Source organism: Acidobacteriota bacterium, from assembly GCA_034211275.1.
Classification (GTDB): domain Bacteria; phylum Acidobacteriota; class Thermoanaerobaculia; order Multivoradales; family JAHZIX01; genus JAGQSE01.
Window position 1 is genome coordinate 15,177 of sequence record JAXHTF010000060.1, and the last position, 16,539, is coordinate 31,715.

General features: G+C 66.7%; 12 protein-coding genes. 4 read left to right on the forward strand and 8 right to left on the reverse strand.

Annotation, left to right across the window (positions count from 1 at the left end; genetic code table 11):
* Positions 1-221 precede the first annotated feature (221 nt).
* Complete coding sequence (locus SX243_11775) at positions 222-1,169, reverse strand: transposase (protein ID MDY7093639.1); 948 nt, start codon at positions 1,167-1,169, stop codon at positions 222-224.
* 172 nt (positions 1,170-1,341) lie between these two features.
* Between SX243_11775 and map the strand changes: the two genes are divergently transcribed.
* Entirely contained in the window at positions 1,342-2,211 is an 870-nt protein-coding gene (gene map / locus SX243_11780) for a type I methionyl aminopeptidase (protein MDY7093640.1), read from the forward strand.
* Here map and SX243_11785 read toward each other — a convergent pair.
* The 7 genes from SX243_11785 to SX243_11815 all read right to left on the reverse strand — a co-directional run bounded on the left by SX243_11785 (position 2,138) and on the right by SX243_11815 (position 11,125).
* Complete coding sequence (locus SX243_11785) at positions 2,138-3,235, reverse strand: alpha/beta hydrolase-fold protein (protein ID MDY7093641.1); 1,098 nt, start codon at positions 3,233-3,235, stop codon at positions 2,138-2,140. The genes map and SX243_11785 overlap by 74 nt on opposite strands.
* A gap of 11 nt (positions 3,236-3,246) precedes the next feature.
* On the reverse strand, positions 3,247-4,011 hold the full coding sequence (locus SX243_11790) for a ParA family protein (GenBank protein MDY7093642.1): 765 nt from the start codon (positions 4,009-4,011) through the stop codon (positions 3,247-3,249).
* Positions 4,008-5,735, reverse strand: coding sequence for a CHAD domain-containing protein (locus tag SX243_11795; protein ID MDY7093643.1), 1,728 nt, complete (start codon positions 5,733-5,735; stop codon positions 4,008-4,010). The genes SX243_11790 and SX243_11795 overlap by 4 nt, the downstream gene beginning before the upstream one ends.
* Entirely contained in the window at positions 5,735-6,298 is a 564-nt protein-coding gene (locus tag SX243_11800; protein MDY7093644.1) for a CYTH domain-containing protein, read from the reverse strand. The genes SX243_11795 and SX243_11800 overlap by 1 nt, the downstream gene beginning before the upstream one ends.
* 159 nt (positions 6,299-6,457) lie before the next feature.
* Positions 6,458-8,932 carry a 2,3-bisphosphoglycerate-independent phosphoglycerate mutase gene (gene apgM, locus SX243_11805; GenBank protein MDY7093645.1) on the reverse strand — a complete coding sequence of 825 codons (2,475 nt, stop codon included), beginning with the start codon at positions 8,930-8,932 and terminating at the stop codon, positions 6,458-6,460.
* 100 nt (positions 8,933-9,032) lie between these two features.
* Entirely contained in the window at positions 9,033-9,854 is an 822-nt protein-coding gene (locus tag SX243_11810) for an SDR family oxidoreductase (protein MDY7093646.1), read from the reverse strand.
* Positions 9,851-11,125 carry a saccharopine dehydrogenase NADP-binding domain-containing protein gene (locus tag SX243_11815; GenBank protein MDY7093647.1) on the reverse strand — a complete coding sequence of 425 codons (1,275 nt, stop codon included), beginning with the start codon at positions 11,123-11,125 and terminating at the stop codon, positions 9,851-9,853. The genes SX243_11810 and SX243_11815 overlap by 4 nt, the downstream gene beginning before the upstream one ends.
* 221 nt (positions 11,126-11,346) lie before the next feature.
* Here SX243_11815 and SX243_11820 point away from each other — a divergent pair, with 221 nt between their 5' ends.
* From SX243_11820 to SX243_11830, 3 genes are all read left to right on the forward strand, one after another.
* A complete protein-coding gene (locus SX243_11820) occupies positions 11,347-13,074 on the forward strand; it encodes a sulfatase-like hydrolase/transferase (protein ID MDY7093648.1) in 1,728 nt (575 codons plus the stop codon).
* 105 nt (positions 13,075-13,179) lie between these two features.
* Positions 13,180-16,035, forward strand: a complete 2,856-nt coding sequence (locus tag SX243_11825) for a tetratricopeptide repeat protein (protein ID MDY7093649.1) — start codon at positions 13,180-13,182, stop codon at positions 16,033-16,035.
* A partial coding sequence (locus tag SX243_11830; protein MDY7093650.1) for a transglutaminase domain-containing protein occupies positions 16,032-16,539 on the forward strand: 508 nt, incomplete at its 3' end. The genes SX243_11825 and SX243_11830, both read left to right, overlap by 4 nt.

Consider the following 16,539-nt stretch of genomic DNA (forward strand, 5'->3'; position numbering starts at 1 on the left):
TTTGGCACCCATTTGTTGTGCTTCCCACCGAAGTTAGATCAGGACTCAACCCTCTCGGCTTGTCTTTCCGCCCCGACACCCTCACAGAGCCCCGAAAGAAGTCCTTCCAAACCGCCCAAGAGCTCCTCTCACTAAAATCCGAATGCACCTCTCCCAAGGCCCCCCATGAGGGAGCCTGAAGACTAGCTCCAGCAGATGAGATTCGGTGATATGTCAGCCCATCAGCCCGCCCGCGCCTCCGCCGAGAAACCGACGAAAGCCTGCGCTGGCGGAAAGGTGCCCTCGGGAAAGCGCACCAGCCGTTCTCCGGCTCGCAAGCGTGCCGAGGCGACCGCATACGCCTCCACGATCTTCCGATAGGCTTCCTGGAATTCCTCCCGGACCTTCTCGGAGGCTGCGATGATCAGTGGCGCTGGGCCTCTCTTCGATTTCTTGGGCGCGGCTCGGGGATTCTGCGCCAAGACCTTCTTCCGGCCCAGGGCTCGAGTTCCGTCTCTCAGGTGTCTCGCTCGGGTTTCCTCCTCGATCTCTTCCACCATCGCCCGAACTTGTTCCTGGTACTCCTTCCAGGTCAGATGGTTCCAACAAGGCAACGGAACCAACTCCAGGATCTCCTCCCCTTCGTAGTCCACGGGGCGAGGAGACGAGCTCGGACGGTTGTGACGCGCGCGATAGATGCTCGTGCGATCCACCCAGGTCCCCCGATGCCGCTGGCCTTTGAGGATCATGGAGGCCGGATGAAGCCCCGGCCAGTGCCGGGGGCTCGAGACCAGGCCTTCCTTGCAGCCGTGCTCCAGAAGGTAGCGAAAGATGGCTACCTGAGAGGCCTCGTCGTCGGCTACTACGGCATAGGAGTACTGGCGATGCCAGAATTTTCCGCGCCACCCGTGGAGACGGCCAGCCTCCCGCGCCAGATTTCCGGCGAAGTAGTTCATGAACTCAGCCATGGCCCGGGCATCGGGGACACGTAGAAGCAGGTGAATGTGGTTGCCGAGCACGACGACGGCGACGACCTCCACCCCCGCCCGCTGGGCAGCGCGGGCCAGAATGGCCTTGGCCAGCTGATTGAGCCGGCCTTTGGGAGTGAGCAAGAGGCGAGCCTGCTGGCACCGGTGGGTGACCAGTACCAGAGCCCCGCCGGGCGGGATGAATCGAATAGGTTTATGCATCTCACCCTCAGAAGAGGGAGGAACCCTCTGCGATCTGTCATCTTCGAGCGAGAAAGTGGATTCTGGGGGCCAAGCTCTCAAGGGGGACCCAATTGTTGATCGCACAGCTGAGTGCCGAGTCGAGGACCCCGAGCAGGGAGAGGGACCCAATTGTTGTTGCTATGATCGAGCCATGTTCCAGCGCCCCCTCCGCCCCGCCGATCCCCGCCCCCTGGACCACCGCACCGGCAAACCCATACCCATCCACGGCCCGGAGGGCTTCGCAGGAATGCGCCGTGCCGGGCGGCTGGCGGCGGCGACTCTGGACTTCATCGCCGAGCACATCCGGCCGGGGGTGAGCACCGGCGAGCTCGACCGCCGGTGCGACCACTTCATGCGCGACCACGGCGCGGTGCCCGCCACCGTCGGCTACAAGGGCTACACCCACGCCACCTGCATCTCCGTCAACCAGGTGGTCACCCACGGCGTCCCCTCCGATGCCAAGAAGCTCAAGAACGGCGACATCGTCAACGTCGATGTCACTCCCATCCTCGATGGCTGGCACGGCGACAGCAGCCGCACCTTTCTCGTCGGCAAACCCTCGAAGCGGGCGCGCAAGCTGGTGGCCACTTGCTACGAAGCCATGATGGCGGGAATTGCCGTCGTGCGCCCCGGCACCACCCTCGGCGACATCGGCGCCGCCATCGACCGGGTGGCTCGCCGCGAGGGCTACTCCAACGTCCAGGAATTCTGCGGCCATGGATTGGGCCGGGTTTTCCAAGACGCTCCCACGGTCCTGCACTACGGAGAGCCGGGGACCGGGGCACGCCTCCAGCCGGGGATGTTCTTCACCATCGAGCCCATGCTCAACGCCGGCCGGAGGCACGTCAAAGTGCTGGCCGACGGCTGGACCGCGGTCACCCGGGACCGTTCCCTCTCGGCGCAGTGGGAACATTCGGTGGGAGTCACCGAGGACGGAGTGGAGATCTTTACCCTGGGGGCTGGGGAGGCGGCACCTCCCGCTCTCGCCGCGCCTCGGCGAGGCGCCGAATCTTTCCGCTGAACAACTGAATCGGCAGGTGTACCCGGCTGCCCCAGGCGCTCTCGTTGTGGCGCCCCTGGGGGAAGGCGAGATGCATCAGGTTGCGGCCGTAATGAAACCCTCGTTCGATGAGGGCAGCGGCCATGCTCAAAGTGACCTCGTAATTGTCCCCGGGCCAGCCACTGTCCAGATAGATGCGCAGATTCTCCCGCCCCGCCAGCGGGTCCCGGTGTACCCGCTCCAGCAAGTCGTCGTTCCAGCCGAAAGCCGACGACAGGCACGCGGCGTTACCGAAGATCTGGGGGTGCTCCCAAGCCAGGTGCAAGGCCATCACCCCTCCCAAGGAAGAGCCCATCACCGCCGTGGAGGACGGATCCGGTAGCGTCCGATACCGCTCGTCCACCCACGCCTTCACCTCCTCCACCAACGCCTGGCCGTAGAGCTCATACCCAGGGTGGGTGTAGTCGCGGTTCCGATCCTCCGAATACACCCCCACTACCATGGTGCGGTCGATGAGGTTCATTGCGTCCAGCCGATCGAGGGTTTCGTCGAGCTGCCATTCCGCGCCGAGGAAGGCCTCGTAGGGGAAGAAGAGATTCTGCCCGTCGTAGACATAGACCACCGGATAACGCTTGAGGACGTTCTCCTCGTAGCCAGCGGGGATGTAGATCCGTAGCCGGTGCCCCTGAGAGAGCCTTGCCGAGGGTAGCTCCTGCACCGAACTGAGGCGGCCGGCGGAACCGGAGAAGAAATGCGGATAAACCTCCTGAGGAGGGTCGGCATCGACAATCCACAGGAGGTTCGAGCCCTCCGACCAGGTCAACTGATCTCCGGCCACCAAGCACGGCTTGCACTGGAGATGATGATGGACGTGGGTCAGTTGAAAGTCCCACGCCGTCCCATCGTCGCTGACCTCCACGGCCTCCACATTCCGCTGCCAGTCCTGCTCCGTGCGCAGCACCAGTCGCTGGCCAGACCCCCTCTCGCCGTCTTCTCCTTGACCCTGGTTGGCGGGATAGTGAACCCGCAGCCTCCCGCTGTACACCCCTGGCCCCCTCAGCCGCCGTCGGCGAAGCCGCGCCGGACGCGGGTAGCAATCTCCAACCACAGCCGATAGTAGGAGCGCGCCGCTTCGGTATTGGCGGCGAAGGTCGCCACCGGACCGCGTTCGAGCCCCATGCGCTCCACCCACGCGGAATACGGGATGGCGGTCTCCAGAAAGGGAAAGGGGCCGTCGCCGGCCTGCTGCATCACTTCCCGATGCATGGCCTTGCGCACGTCCACCATGGAGAAGAAAGGCAGCACCTGCAGATGCTTCGCCTTCTCTTTCTCCAGGTGCTCCGCCAGCTGATCCAAAGTGCGCAACGAAAGGGTGGTGGGAATGGTCGGCACCAAGAGCACATCGGCAGCGGCGAAGATGCTCTCCGAAACCAGCGAAATGCTGGGAGCGCAGTCCAGAAAGGCGTGATCGTAATCCCCCGCCAGCGGCTTGAGCACCCGGCTCAAGCGTTGCCGCGGTTTGCCCGCCTCGTCCAACGCCAAATCCAGATTCCGGTAGGAGAAATCCGCCGGCAGCAGGTCGAGCCCCTCGAAATCCGTGCCTCGCAGCAACGAGTCCGGATCTCGCTTGCGCTTCACCAGGCCGCGAGCGCCGCCCTTGACCTTGGCCTTGATCCGAAAGTAGAAGGTCGCCGCTCCCTGGGGATCCAGATCCCAGAGCAAGGTCCGCACGCCGCTGCGGGAGGAGAGGTACGACAGATTGACCGCCGCAGCGGTCTTCCCCACCCCACCCTTGATGTTGTAGACGGCGAAGACCCTCACGACGCCTCCTCGCCGCTCTCGGACTTGAAGAGATGGCGGAACCGGCGACGATTGGATTTCGCGGAGAAGCGCCGGAACCGCTTTTCGAAACGCTGTCGTTCCCGCTCCTGGCCCTGGGCCATGCGTTCCACCAGCCTCCCCATGGCCAAGATGGTCTCCACCGTCGCCAGGCCTTCCTTCTCCATGCCGGCGGCGAAGCTCTGCAGGGTCTCCTGCTGGACCTCCAAATCATTGAAGTCCCCCAGGTTGTCCTGGAGCTTCTTCAGACTCTTGACCAGCTTCGCCACCTCGTCCTCGGCGTAGAGGCCACGAAAGAATTCCAGCAGGTAGCGCAGTTTCTTGCAGTCGATGCGCAGGTTGTGGAGCGCCTCCGCCGGCGTTTCCTCATCGATGGCCCGACCGCGCTTGAAGACTCGCCGCCACATCTTCCAGATGCGTTCCGAAGCCACCTCCAGAAGCGGCCGCTGGGCGTTGGGCAGATCGGTGGACTCGGGTACCGGCTGTTCCAGGAAGCGGCGCCATTCCTCCAGAAGATTGCGGTAGCGATCCCCGGTGAGAACGGCTTCGAGCCGCTCCTGCTCCTCCGCACTGTGACGGTCCAAATAGGTCCGCAGAGGGGCCAGGGCCTCCCCCGACGCGGCTGGAAGTTGCTCGCGGTAATCGGGGAGTTGCATGCTGTAAACGTCCAGATCCCTCTTCGGTCCGGTGGCGCCCCCCAACCATTTGAGCTCGGTCTTGAAATGCTCCACCACCGGCTCCGGGAACACACCCTTGACCTGCCCCAGAGCAGCTCGGCTGCGCCGGACGGCGACGCGGAAATCGTGGAGAAACTCCGGGTCCAGCGCCTTGCGGGTCCCCTCCTCGTTGGCCTCCACCGCTCGCAGGAGCGAGAGCAGCACCCCTTTCAGGGCTTGATCGGCGCGCTCCTCCGGATCCAGATCGAGCTGAATCTTGGAGCTGTAATCCCCCGGCCAGCGGCCCAGGGCGGTGAGAGCGGAGGTCAGCTCGTCGCCCCGCGCCGGAGTCAGCAGAGGCTCTTCCCGTAGCGCGCCCAGAACGCCCTGGAAGTGTTGGTCGTAGCCCTTCACCGCCACCACCCGCAACACTGGCGCCACTTCGGCGGAGCGCCGCGGCCGCTCCGGATCCGCCGCCCGCCGGCGTTCCAGCACCAGCCGCACCACCGTTTTCTGGTTGTCGTTGAGCACCCGCAGCAAGCGGCGGCGGCGGCGCACCGTCACTCGTGGCAGCAGGCAGCGCACCCAGGCCGCCTGCTCCAGATCATCCCGCAACGGTCCCGGGGGCAGATCCGAGGGCAGAAACGGCTTTGCCGGCTCGAGGTGAATGGGGGTCTGCTCGCCGGCGTCGTCGCCTCCGACTCCAGCCTCTGCCGCCAGCTCCGCCGGCTCGTCGGCCGAGCCAGCCGACGGCTCCCCGGCGACGCCCTCTCGGCGATCCGCCAACGACAGGCGGTGCCGAAGGAGGCCGGAGACTTCGCGCCAAATCAACTCCGGCGGATCCCGGCGCCAGCGCAGAGTCGCCCCCTGATTCCACAGGCGCCAGTCGAAGGTGTCGAAGTAGGTCAGGTGGTGGCGCCGCTCCCGCTCCCGCTGGAGTCCCCATTGCGGCTCCAGCCGGCTGGCCAGAGCTGCCACCAGGTCGTCCTCCCCGATGCCGGCATCGAAGTCGAAGAAGACCGGATCCGAGCTCGCCGTCCCTACCGCCATCAGGAGCCCACCTCCGCCGTAGGCAGCCCGTGGCTCGCCAACCGCTGATTCTTGTAGCGGGAGTCGGAGGTCACCTCGCGGCCGAACCACGGGGGCGCCTCGAAGGCCTCCGCCGCCTCGGGACTGGGGAACTCCACTTCCGCTGTCACCAAACCCCGAAGATCACCGTCGTAGACGTCCACCTCCGCCGTCGCCCCCGCCACCGGCACCTGGAAGCGCTCCTTCTCCACCCGCTTTCCGCGGGTCGCCGGCCACAGAGCGTGAAATTGCTCTGCCGTTACCGGTACCTCACTCTCCCATCGCGCCAACCCCTCGGGCCCTTCCAGCGGGCTCTTGACGGTCAGCGAACAATGATCCCCCCGGCGCCGAAGGCGGACCTCGGTGCCGTCCTCGGTGACCGCCAAATAGCCTTGTTGGAGCTGCTCCGACGAGTGGCTGCGGAGATCCTCGGGCGGTGACGGCACGAGGAACTTGCGTTCGATCTCCGCGGCAGCGCTGGCTTCGAGGGCATCGGGTTCTGGAGCATCGGACTGGCTCGGGGCCGGGGAGGCGGCTTGGGACATGGTGCACTCCGAATCGGTGGACGGCTTGGGAATGGGCAAAGGCTCGAGGCCGGCCGAAGCCGGCACCGCACCAGCCATTCAAGATACTCCAGCTCCTCTCGGCGGCTCAACTTCGTTCGAGGTACCGAACGGCGCCCGGAAAGCTCGCGAAGCGCTCGATCAGCTGAGATCGAAGAGCCGTCCCAAGAGCATCTGGAGGGGAAAGCGCTGAAGCGCTCCCGCGGCGGCGCTCTGCTCGTCGAAGCAGGAGACCTCGTCGGCTTCGAGACCGTGGCCCCAGATCAACACCGGCGTCGGATCCGCCGAATGCTGTCCGCTCTCCGACAGGGTGGCGTGATCCGCCGCCACCGCCACCCGCAGGGGTTTCTCCTGGGAATCCAACAACTTGCCCAGCTCTTCGTCCAGGGCCTCCAAGAAGCCCACCTTGAGCTCCGGCCGGCGGTCGTGGGCGGCGATGTCGGCTCCCTTGAGGTGCAGAATCACCAAGTCGGCGCGCTCCAACTGCTCCGCCACGGCGGCGAACTTCGCCCCTAGATCAGTATCCAGGTTGGCGGTCATCTCCGGCCCGGTGATGGGCTTGGCGCCGAGCCAGCTGGCGAGCCCCAGGAGAGTTTGGTCGCCGCTGATGCACGCCAGCTTGAGGGGGATTCCGGTCTGCTCCAGAGGCACTAGATTGTGCACCCGGCCAGCACCCCGGGTGAGCAGGATATTGGCTGGCGGCAGGCCCTCCTCCCGCCGCCGGGCGTTGATGGGATGCTCTTCCAGCACCTGACGAGCGGCCTGCTCGAAGAGCGCCAGGACGCTGGCGGTGTAGACCGCCCGGGGATCCGCCGGGTCCACCGGCCGGGGCGTCAGGGGCGGGCAGGGCACTGCCCCCTCCCCGGGATCACTGCCGATGATCGAAGAGGACAGCCCTTCTCCCCGCAGCACGATGGCCAGGCGATGCTCCGTCGCCACCCCCACCCGCACTTCCACCTCTCCGGAGAGAGTGCGCGGCAGCGGCAAATGATCGATGGCCTGCGCCAGCTCCGCCGCCTCGTCGCGGATGCGTCCGGCGCGGCGGTCGAGGATGTTGCCCTGCTCGTCAACGGTGGCGAAGTTACCGCGGAGAGCGATATCCCCGGGGGATAGCTGGATCCCCGCTCCCAACGCCTCCACCGGGCCCCGCTTCATCGCCAGGGGGCTCTGGCCGAAGAGCGCCAGGCTGCCGGCGGCGGTGTCCGGCACGACCCCCGGCGCCACCGGATCCGCCAAGCCGCATTGCCCCTCCCTCGCCAGCCGGTCGAGGGTCGGGACCTCCGCCGCCTGCAGGGGAGTCCGCCCCCCCAGCGCCCGCACCGGCCGATCTGCCATGCCGTCGATGATCACCAAGAGCGTGGGGGTGATCTCCGCCGTCTCCTCCCAGCCGGGTCGCCCCAGGTAGGGCAGGCGCTTTTGCAGCAGGCTGGTCACCAGACGAATGGTCCGCACCACCGGTGGCTCGCCGCGGGAGGTGTCGACGAGAGGTACCTCGTGATGCTCCGCCTGCTGCAGGATGTAATCGTGCAAGGTGCGGATCGACCCAAAATTCTCCATGTACCGCTCGGCGCGCCGTCCGCCGACCCGCCCCCGGGCCAAGAAGCGGCCCCGGTGGGTTTCTTCATCGAGGGTGCCGAGCATGATGGGCACCTGGTAGACGGCGCCCTCCAGATCATTGAACGGCACCAGCGGCGGCACCAGGTGTACCCCTTCCATGAGGACGTGCATATTCTCGGCGATGGACCGCTCTACCACCGCCCGCACGCCCACCGCCACCCGGGTCGCCTGCTCCTCGAAGTTGGTGATCAGAGCCGCCTCCGGATCGTCCTCCTGCTGAGACAGCTGCCCCTCGCTCCAACCCCAGCGTCCGCTGCCTCGGCCGGCCTCGAAGCTCGAGCCGTGGAGGGCCGGCAGGATCTGCGGGGAGAAGATCATCCGCATCACCTGTCGGATGGTGTCGGTGGCGTTGATGCGATAGATGCGCAGCAACGGCGCCAGCTCCAGGGCCAGCGTCGACTTGCCGGTACCGCTGCCGCCGCCGAGATAGATCACCAGCGGCCGGGGCAGGTGGTGGATCCGCCGCACCATGCGGTAGCGCTGGGCGGTGTCCGAGCCCTCGAACTGTTCCAGCAGATCCCCCACCTGGCGGGTGATCTCCTCGTTGGAAAGAGTCTTGATTCCCTGCTGCCGCAGGCGCCCCTCGAGCTCCGTCACCAGGCGATAGGCACGGTCCATATCGAGCCCTGCGGCGTGCATGCTGCGGGCCAGGAGGCCGCGGGAAAAGGGTTGCTTCTGGCCCCGGTAGAGCACCTGCAGGTCCGGCACCGGCGCCACTTTCGCCACCAGCCGGGCCGGCAGCTCGGGCCCAAAGAGCTTCTCCAGCTCCTGCTGGATCAGATCCCGCACCTCCGAGGTGGAGACTTCCTCGCGACCGCTCAGCTGATCGCGGATCGACCGTGCGATGGTGTAGGCGTCGTCGAAGTCGAGCCCCCGCTGCACCAGATCGTGGGTGACCATGCCGCGCAGGAAGCGCTGACGGGTGCCCTTGGAGGACACCACCACCAGCTGGCCCTTGCGGCGCCGGGACGAGCCGCCGCTGTCGCCTTTCGTACTCATAGGCCCTTCGTTCTCATAGGAGCAGGATCTTAACGCGAGCCGGTGACGATCAACGACCCCGGCCTCTGAAGGACTCCGCGGTGTTTGGAGGGCTCGGCGATCAGCGACCCCGCTGGATCGCCCGCTGGGCAATGCGATCCACCAGCGCCGGGCTCAATACCTTGAGCCACAGCCCCAACCGGCCCCGCAGCGAAGGAATCAGCTCCCGCTGGCGCCGGGCGGCAGCCTGCAGAATCAGCCGGCCACAGCGCTCGGCGGTCATCACCTTGCCCTCCTGCACCGGGCTGTCGCCCAGCCGCTCACCGTCGGAGCCGAAGGCGTTGCGTCGGGTCTCGGTGGCTACGAAGTCCGGATAGGTCATGGTCACCGTGACCCCCGACTCCGCGAGCTCGATGCGCAGGCTGTCGAAGAAGCCCGCCATGGCGTGCTTGGTGGCGGCATAGCCGCTGCGGGTGGGGACGCCGGTCTTGCCGGTGAGGCTGGAGACCCCGACGATGCGGCCGCGAGAGCGCTTCAGGTGGGGCAAGGCGTAATAGGTGCAGTAGAGGCTGCCGAAATAGTTGATCTGCATCAGCTGCTCCAGCGGACGCAGCGTCTCCAACTCGTCGAAGCGGCTCCACATGGTGCGGCCGGCGTTGTTGATCAATACGTCCAGCCCCCCGTCGGAGCCACCGTAGAGCTCCACCGCCCGCTCTATCAGCGCCCGGCATTGCTCCTCGTCTGATACGTCCGTGGGGACCGCCTCCGCCTCTCCCCCCAGCTCCCGGCAGAGCTCCGCCACCTCCTCCAGAGCCTCCTCACCGCGCGCCGCCAGCACCTGTCGGGCGCCGTGACGGGCCAGCTCCAGGGCCATGGCCCGCCCGATACCGGTGGAGGCGCCGGTGAGCACCACCGACAGGCCGCGGAATGCTTCCAGGCTCATGCGTCCTCCCCGGGCCCCTTCGTTTCCACGACCTCGAAGACCAATCCAGCCTCCCGCAGCCGCTCCAACAGACAACCCCCCAGCGCTACCGCCGGGGTCAGCGTGCCGGCCTGCTGCGGCAGCCGGTCCCCATCGAACGCCAGGGACAGCCCCGTCTCGGCCAGCATCTTGGAGGTCTCGTCGTACCCCGGATCTCCGCCCCGCACCTCCACTACCGTCCGACTGCCGTCGCCGGCCCGGCCCAGGAAGGTGACGCTGAAGCGGCTGCGGGCGCGCTGTTCTTCAGTGGGTCCGTCCCCGGAATCCTTGAGGGAGAGCAGCCATTTGCGTGCCGGAGGCAGCTTGGAGAGGGCAAAGACCGAGCCGATGGTCCCGGACACCACGGCCATGCGGGGCAGCGAGCCAATGCGCAGGAAGTGGCCGTAGCGAAAATCCGGCCCGTAATCCGGCAGTTCCCGCGCGGACCGCCGAACCACCTGCGGGTCGATGGTCGGCAGGGGCATGACCCACTCGCCGAAGAGCTTCTCCCGATAGACCTTCTGAGATCCCCGGCGCACCCTGCGCTCTCCCTCCGACGGCGCAGGGGAACGCTCCCGAGCCCTCTTCTTCTTGCCGCTCTTCTTGCCGAAGATCGGAGTCTCCGCCATGGCGTTCACTGCCGAGCGCCAGGTGCCCCCGGACATACCGCCCTTGGCCCGCACGAACCCGCGCAGATCGATCTTCTGATCCGCCGGCAGCTGCCGCACCGCCAGGAGCGCTCCCAGATCGTGGGGAATGCTGTCGAAGCCGCAGCAGGAGACCAGCCGCAAGCCCTTCTCCCGGGCTGCTGCGTCGTAGCGGTCGCGAAGGGTTGAAACGAAATCCGGCTCGCCGGTGATGTCCGCATAGTGGGTCCCGGTCTCGACACAGGCCGCCACCACCCCCTCCCCGAAGCGCGCGTAGGGACCGACGGTGGTCAAGAGCACCCGACAGGCCCCGGTCAGGGCCCGGAGCGAATCCGCATCGTCCACGCTGGCCACCAGGATCTCCGGCAGCGGGCTCCCCGGCACTTCCTCCTCCAGCCGCCGCCGCAGGGCCTCCAGCTTGTCGCGGTTCCGCCCGGCGATGGCCCAACGCAACGGGCCTTCCTGCCCCGGTCCCAGGGACTCCCCGGCCGCAGCGCGGCGGGCCAGATATTCGGCGGTGAGGGCCCCGGTAAAGCCGGTCGCACCAAAGAGAGCGAGGTCCAAACGCCCCTCGCCGGCGGCAGTAGCAGCATCGTTTGAGCTCATCGCTGGAGCATAGCAACAAAGGGGGGGACCCAAATGTTGGTGCTCGATTGTTGACGCCCGTCCGGGGGACCTTGTTCACCCCCGGAGGCAGCAGTAGACTGCTTTGCGATCAATGGCCTACAGGAGACGCCCTCCAGGAAACGGACCAGCTCGGGTCCGTGCCCACGAGGGATCCACGGATCTCCAATTCCACTGTCCATGCATTGAGCGAAGGAGCGCGAATGACCTTTGGAGACTTCCCCAAAAAGCCCAACCTGGTCCTCTTCATCACCGACCAGCAAAGCGGCAACCCCCACTGGCCGGAAGGCTGGGCGGAAGCCAATCTGCCCACCGAGCAGCGACTGCGCGAGCATGGCCTCACATTCACCCAGGGCTACACCAACTCCTGCACCTGCTCCCCCGCCCGCGCCACCCTCTTCACCGGCATGTACCCCGCCCGCCACGGCGTCACCGAGGTGCTCGAATTCGACAACTCCGGCCGACCCGACCTGATCCCCGACGGCGCCAGCTCCGGGGCGAGCATCCAAGGCTCCACCCTGGCGGTCAAAGAGCGCCGCCAGAGGGGGCTTTCCTCCCAGGTCCAGAATCTCGCCCGGATTCTGAGCACCGCCGGCTACCACGTCGAGTTCAAAGGCAAATGGCACCTCGGCAAGCCGGTTCAATACTCCACCTCCCTGGATCAAAAATACTGGACCGACGCCGACGTCGCGCACCTGCGGGATCGCTACGGCTTCCACGGCTGGACCATGCCCGACGCCGGCGACAACCTCGCCATCGCCAACATGGGCGGCGGACGCATCAACAACGACGGCCGCTTTGTCGACGGGGAGGGCCAAGCGGCCAAATACGGTCTCAGCCTGCCCGAGGATCGGCTGTGGAAGGACAGCGCCGTGCACTTCCTCCAGAGCTACGACGGCGACAAGCCCTTCTGCCTCATCGTCTCCCTGGTCAACCCCCACGACGTCCTCGCCTTCCCCGGCACCGACGGTGCCCTGGTCACCTTGCCCAACGGCACCGAGATCCCCCTCTACAAAGCCGCCGGCTACCACGACCGCGACTTCCGCGACCTGCCCATCGAGCCGCCCCCGACGGTGGACGAAGACTTGGCGACCAAGCCCCGGTCTCAGGAGCAATTCCGCGTGCTCAGCAACCAGGGCAACGGGGTCATCGGCCCCACCGACTTCGAGCTGCAGAAAATGTACTGCCAGTTCTACGCCTACCTGTGCAAGCGGGCGGACCACGAGCTCGGGAAGGTCCTCGACGCCCTCTACGCCCGGCCCGGCGGCCGGGAGGACAGCGTCGTCTTCCGCATCGCCGACCACGGGGACATGGCCATGGCCCACGGCCGCCAGCGCCAGAAGATGTACAACGTCTACCAGGAGACCCTCAACGTCCCCTTCGTGATCTCCAGCCCCCGCCTCTTCCACCAGCCCCGCAGCACCGACTCCTTCGCCTGCCTGGTGGACATCCTCCCCACCATGGCCAAAATCGCCGGAGTTCCCGAGCGGGACCGCTGGACCTTCCAGGGCTACGACCTCTCCCCGGTGCTGGAGGATCCCAAGGCCTCCGTGCGGGACTACGTCCACTTCACCTACGACGACCTCTACTTCTACGTCCCGGCACCCAACCGCATCCGCTGCCTGATCGAAAAAGATTGGAAATACGCCGTCTACTTCGACGGCTACACCGGCAAATACCCCGAATACGAAATGTACGACCGCAACCAGGATCCCCAGGAACGCCACAACCTGGCCCACCACAGCGTCAACCCCTCCAAACCCGTCGAAGCCGAACGCCAGCGCCTGCACCGGCGCCTCACGGAGATCATGCAGAACCTTGGCACTACCCCCGACGACATCGTCTGGCCCGAGGTCTCCGGCGATCACGACTTCGTGCGCACCGATCTGCCGGATCGCAAATTCGACCCCGATCAGCTCATCGAGGAATGACTCCACCGTCCGGGGGCGGCCCCGAAAGGAGGCCCGCCGCCGGACGCGCTATCATGAGGAGAACTTCCTGAATTGAGGGCTCGTCGGGAGCGGCTCGGTGAGCCCATGAGGCCGAAGCTCGCCGAATTTTGCGCCGGCCACCGTCAGCCCATGAGCGCCCAGCACCCAACTACTGACCCCATCCCGGAAGCCGGCCATCCCGGGGCCCCTTCCCAAGACCAAGCCGCCTCTTCCCGCGGTTCTCCGCACCTCTCCACCGGCAAGAAGATCCTCTTCTCGCTGGTGGTCTGCCTCCTCTTCTTCGGCGGGCTGGAGCTCCTGCTTATGGTCTTCGGAGTCGAGCCCACCCTCGCCTCGCGGGACCCCTACGTCGGCTTCCAAAGCTATATCCCTCTCTTCGAAACCAGCGACGACGGGCGGCACCAGGTCACCGCCGCCAACAAGCTCGCCCTATTCAACCGCCAGAGCTTTCCGCTGGAGAAGAAAACCGGCACGGTGCGCATCTTCACCGTCGGCGGCTCCACCACCTACGGCCGGCCGTTTGACGACGCCACCTCCTTCACCGGCTGGCTGCGCACCTATCTCGAGACCAGCGCCCCGGATCAGAGTTGGGAGGTGATCAACGCCGGTGGCATCTCCTACGCCAGCTACCGTGTGGCCAAGCTGATGGAGGAATTGATCCATTACCAGCCGGATCTCTTCATCATCTACTCCGGCAACAACGAATTCCTCGAGCGCCGCACCTACTCCAATCTTTTCCATGAGCCCCGGGTGATCACCGGTGCCAAGCGGCTGGCCCAACGCTCCCGGCTCTGGACCCTCGGCGAGCGACTGATGGAGCGACGGCAGCGCGCGGCGGAGGAGAGATACCGTCTCACCGGCGAGGTCCAGGAGCTGCTGGATACCTCCGCCGGCCTCGGCGCCTATCACCGCGACGACGAATTCGCCGCCCAGGTGCTGGACCACTATCGCTACAACCTCCAGCGCATGGTCAACCTCGCCGAGAGCGTGGGGGCCCGAGTGATCTTGATCACCATTCCGGTCAACGAGAAGGACTTCGCGCCCTTCAAGGCCGCTCACGGGGACGCCCTCGACGCCGGTTCGCGGAAGCGCTGCGAAGGCCTCAAGCAGCGAGTGCGGAGAATCCTCTCGGCGTCGTCGGATTCGCAGGCGGCATCCAGCGACCGACCGCGGCAAACCGCCCTCGAGCTCGCGGAAGCGGCGGTGGAGCTCGACCCCCGGGACGCCGACGCTCAATACCTTCTCGGCCGAGTCCTCACCCGCCGATCGCACCACGACCGGGCCGGCGAGGCCTTCCAGCACGCCATCGTCGAGGACGTCTGTCCACTGCGGGCGCTGCCGGAGATCGACCGCGCCATCGTCGACACCGCCGACGCCAACGGCCTGCCGCTGGTGGACTATCGGCACCTGCTCAAGGAGGAGATGCGGCGACGGGCAGGACACGGCAACCTGGGGGATGAGCTCTTCCTCGACCACGTGCATCCGACGGTGCGGGCCAACGGACTGCTGGGCCGCGCGCTGCTGAACGAGCTGGCGAGCCTGGGCCTCGCCCCCCGGCCGGTGGCGGCGGGCAGCCCGGAAGATCTCCAGGTGCGGCAGGCAGTGCTTGCGCGGGTCGACGAAGAAGCCTACGCCCGGGCCTACAAGAACCTCTCCAAGGTCTTGCTCTGGGCGGGCAAATACGAGGAAGCGCGCAAATATGTCGAGCTGGCGGACACCGGCAACCAGCACCCGGACCAAGAAGATTGGGAGCTCCGCTACAACGCCGGCGTGCTGCAGCTGGAGGCCGGCAACCCGGAAGCCGCCCGTCAAAGCCTGGAGCAGGCGCGCCGGCTGGCCCCCGGCGAATCCCGCGTCCACGATCAGCTGGGACAGGCCTATGCCGCCCTCGGCGAGCTGCCGGCAGCGCTGGGGGCGGGGCGCAAGGCGGTGGAGCTGGACCCCGCCTCAGCCCCCGCCTGGAGCAACCTCGCCGCCCTGCTCTCCGCTTCCGGGGACGCCACCGCCGCCGCCGAGGCGGCGCGCACCGCCCTCGGCCTCGAGCCCGACCTCGCCGAAGCCCACAACAATCTGGGCAACGCCCTCTTCGACCTGGGCCGTTTTGCCGCCGCTCGGAACAGCTACCAACGGGCTCTGGAGCTGCGCCCGGAGCACCTGGACGCCCGCCTCAACCTCGGCCTCGTCCTCGGCCAACTGGGCTCCCTGAGCGACGCCAGCGAGGTCTTCGAAGCCGTCCTCGCCGCCCGTCCCGGAGACCCCCAAGCGCTGGTGGGACGGGGCAAGACCCACCTCGGGGCGGGGCGTCTGGCCCCTGCCCTGGCGGACTTCCGGGCCGCCACCGCAGCCGATCCCGGCAGCCTCGAGGCCTGGGAGCTGCTAGCCCGCAGCCTGATCACCGCCGGCCGGCTGGAGGAGTCCAATCAGGTCCTACGGCAAGCCATGGGCGCGCTCCCCGACGATCCCCGGCTCCCTCACCTACTGGGCCGCAATCTCGCCGACGCCGGCCGCTTTCCGGAGGCTCGCCGAGCCTTCCAACAAGCGGTGGACCTCGATGCCGACTATGTCGAGGGGTGGATCGACCTGGGCAATCTGAGCACCGTCTTGGAGCAGCTACCGGAGGCCGCCGCCAGCTACCGCCGGGCTTTGCAGCTGAACCCGAGCAACTCGCACCTCTTGCACAGCCTGGCGGGTGTGGAGATCATGGATGGTGATCTGCAGACCGGGCTGCGCCACCTGGAACAGGCGGTGGAGCTGGCGCCGGACAACGCCGCTGCGCTGCAGGACCTGGCAGCGGTCTACGAGCATCTGGGCCGGCGCCAAGAGGCTCTTCAAGCCTACGGCCAGGCTCTCGAGGCGGAGCCCGAATCCCTGGCCACGCAACGCTCCATCGAGCGCGCCATCGAGCGGCTGGAGCAATCCTCTGGAGGGGTACAAGGATGAGCGTTCTCGATCCAAGACCTTGGCTGCTGGCAGCATCCATTCTCGCCGCCGCCTTGATGCCACGAGCTAGCGCTGTCCCGGAGACCAGCGAGCCGGGCTTGCCCATGGAAGAAGAAGTGCTGGCCCTGACCCCGGAGATCCGCCGCTTCCTCGACTCGCGCATCAGCTTCAACATGGACCGGGAGACACGCTTTCTCAATCTCCAGAGCGCCGTCTTCGGTAAGCACGGCCTGGAGATCACCTACGGCAACACCGAGACCCGCACCGTCGCCGAGACCTTCCGGGAACGTTCCGGCAACTGCCTCTCCTTCACCCTCCTGTTCACCGCCATGGCCCGCTACCTGGGCCTGCCGGCCTACTTCCTGGAAGTGGACGAAGTCCTGAGCTGGGATCTGCGCGGCGAGGTGGTGCTCAACAACCGCCACATGTTCTCCGAGGTCGAGCTCTACAACGCCATCCGCCGGGTCGACTTCCTCCCCGGCGAGGCCAAGAGCTACCGCCACA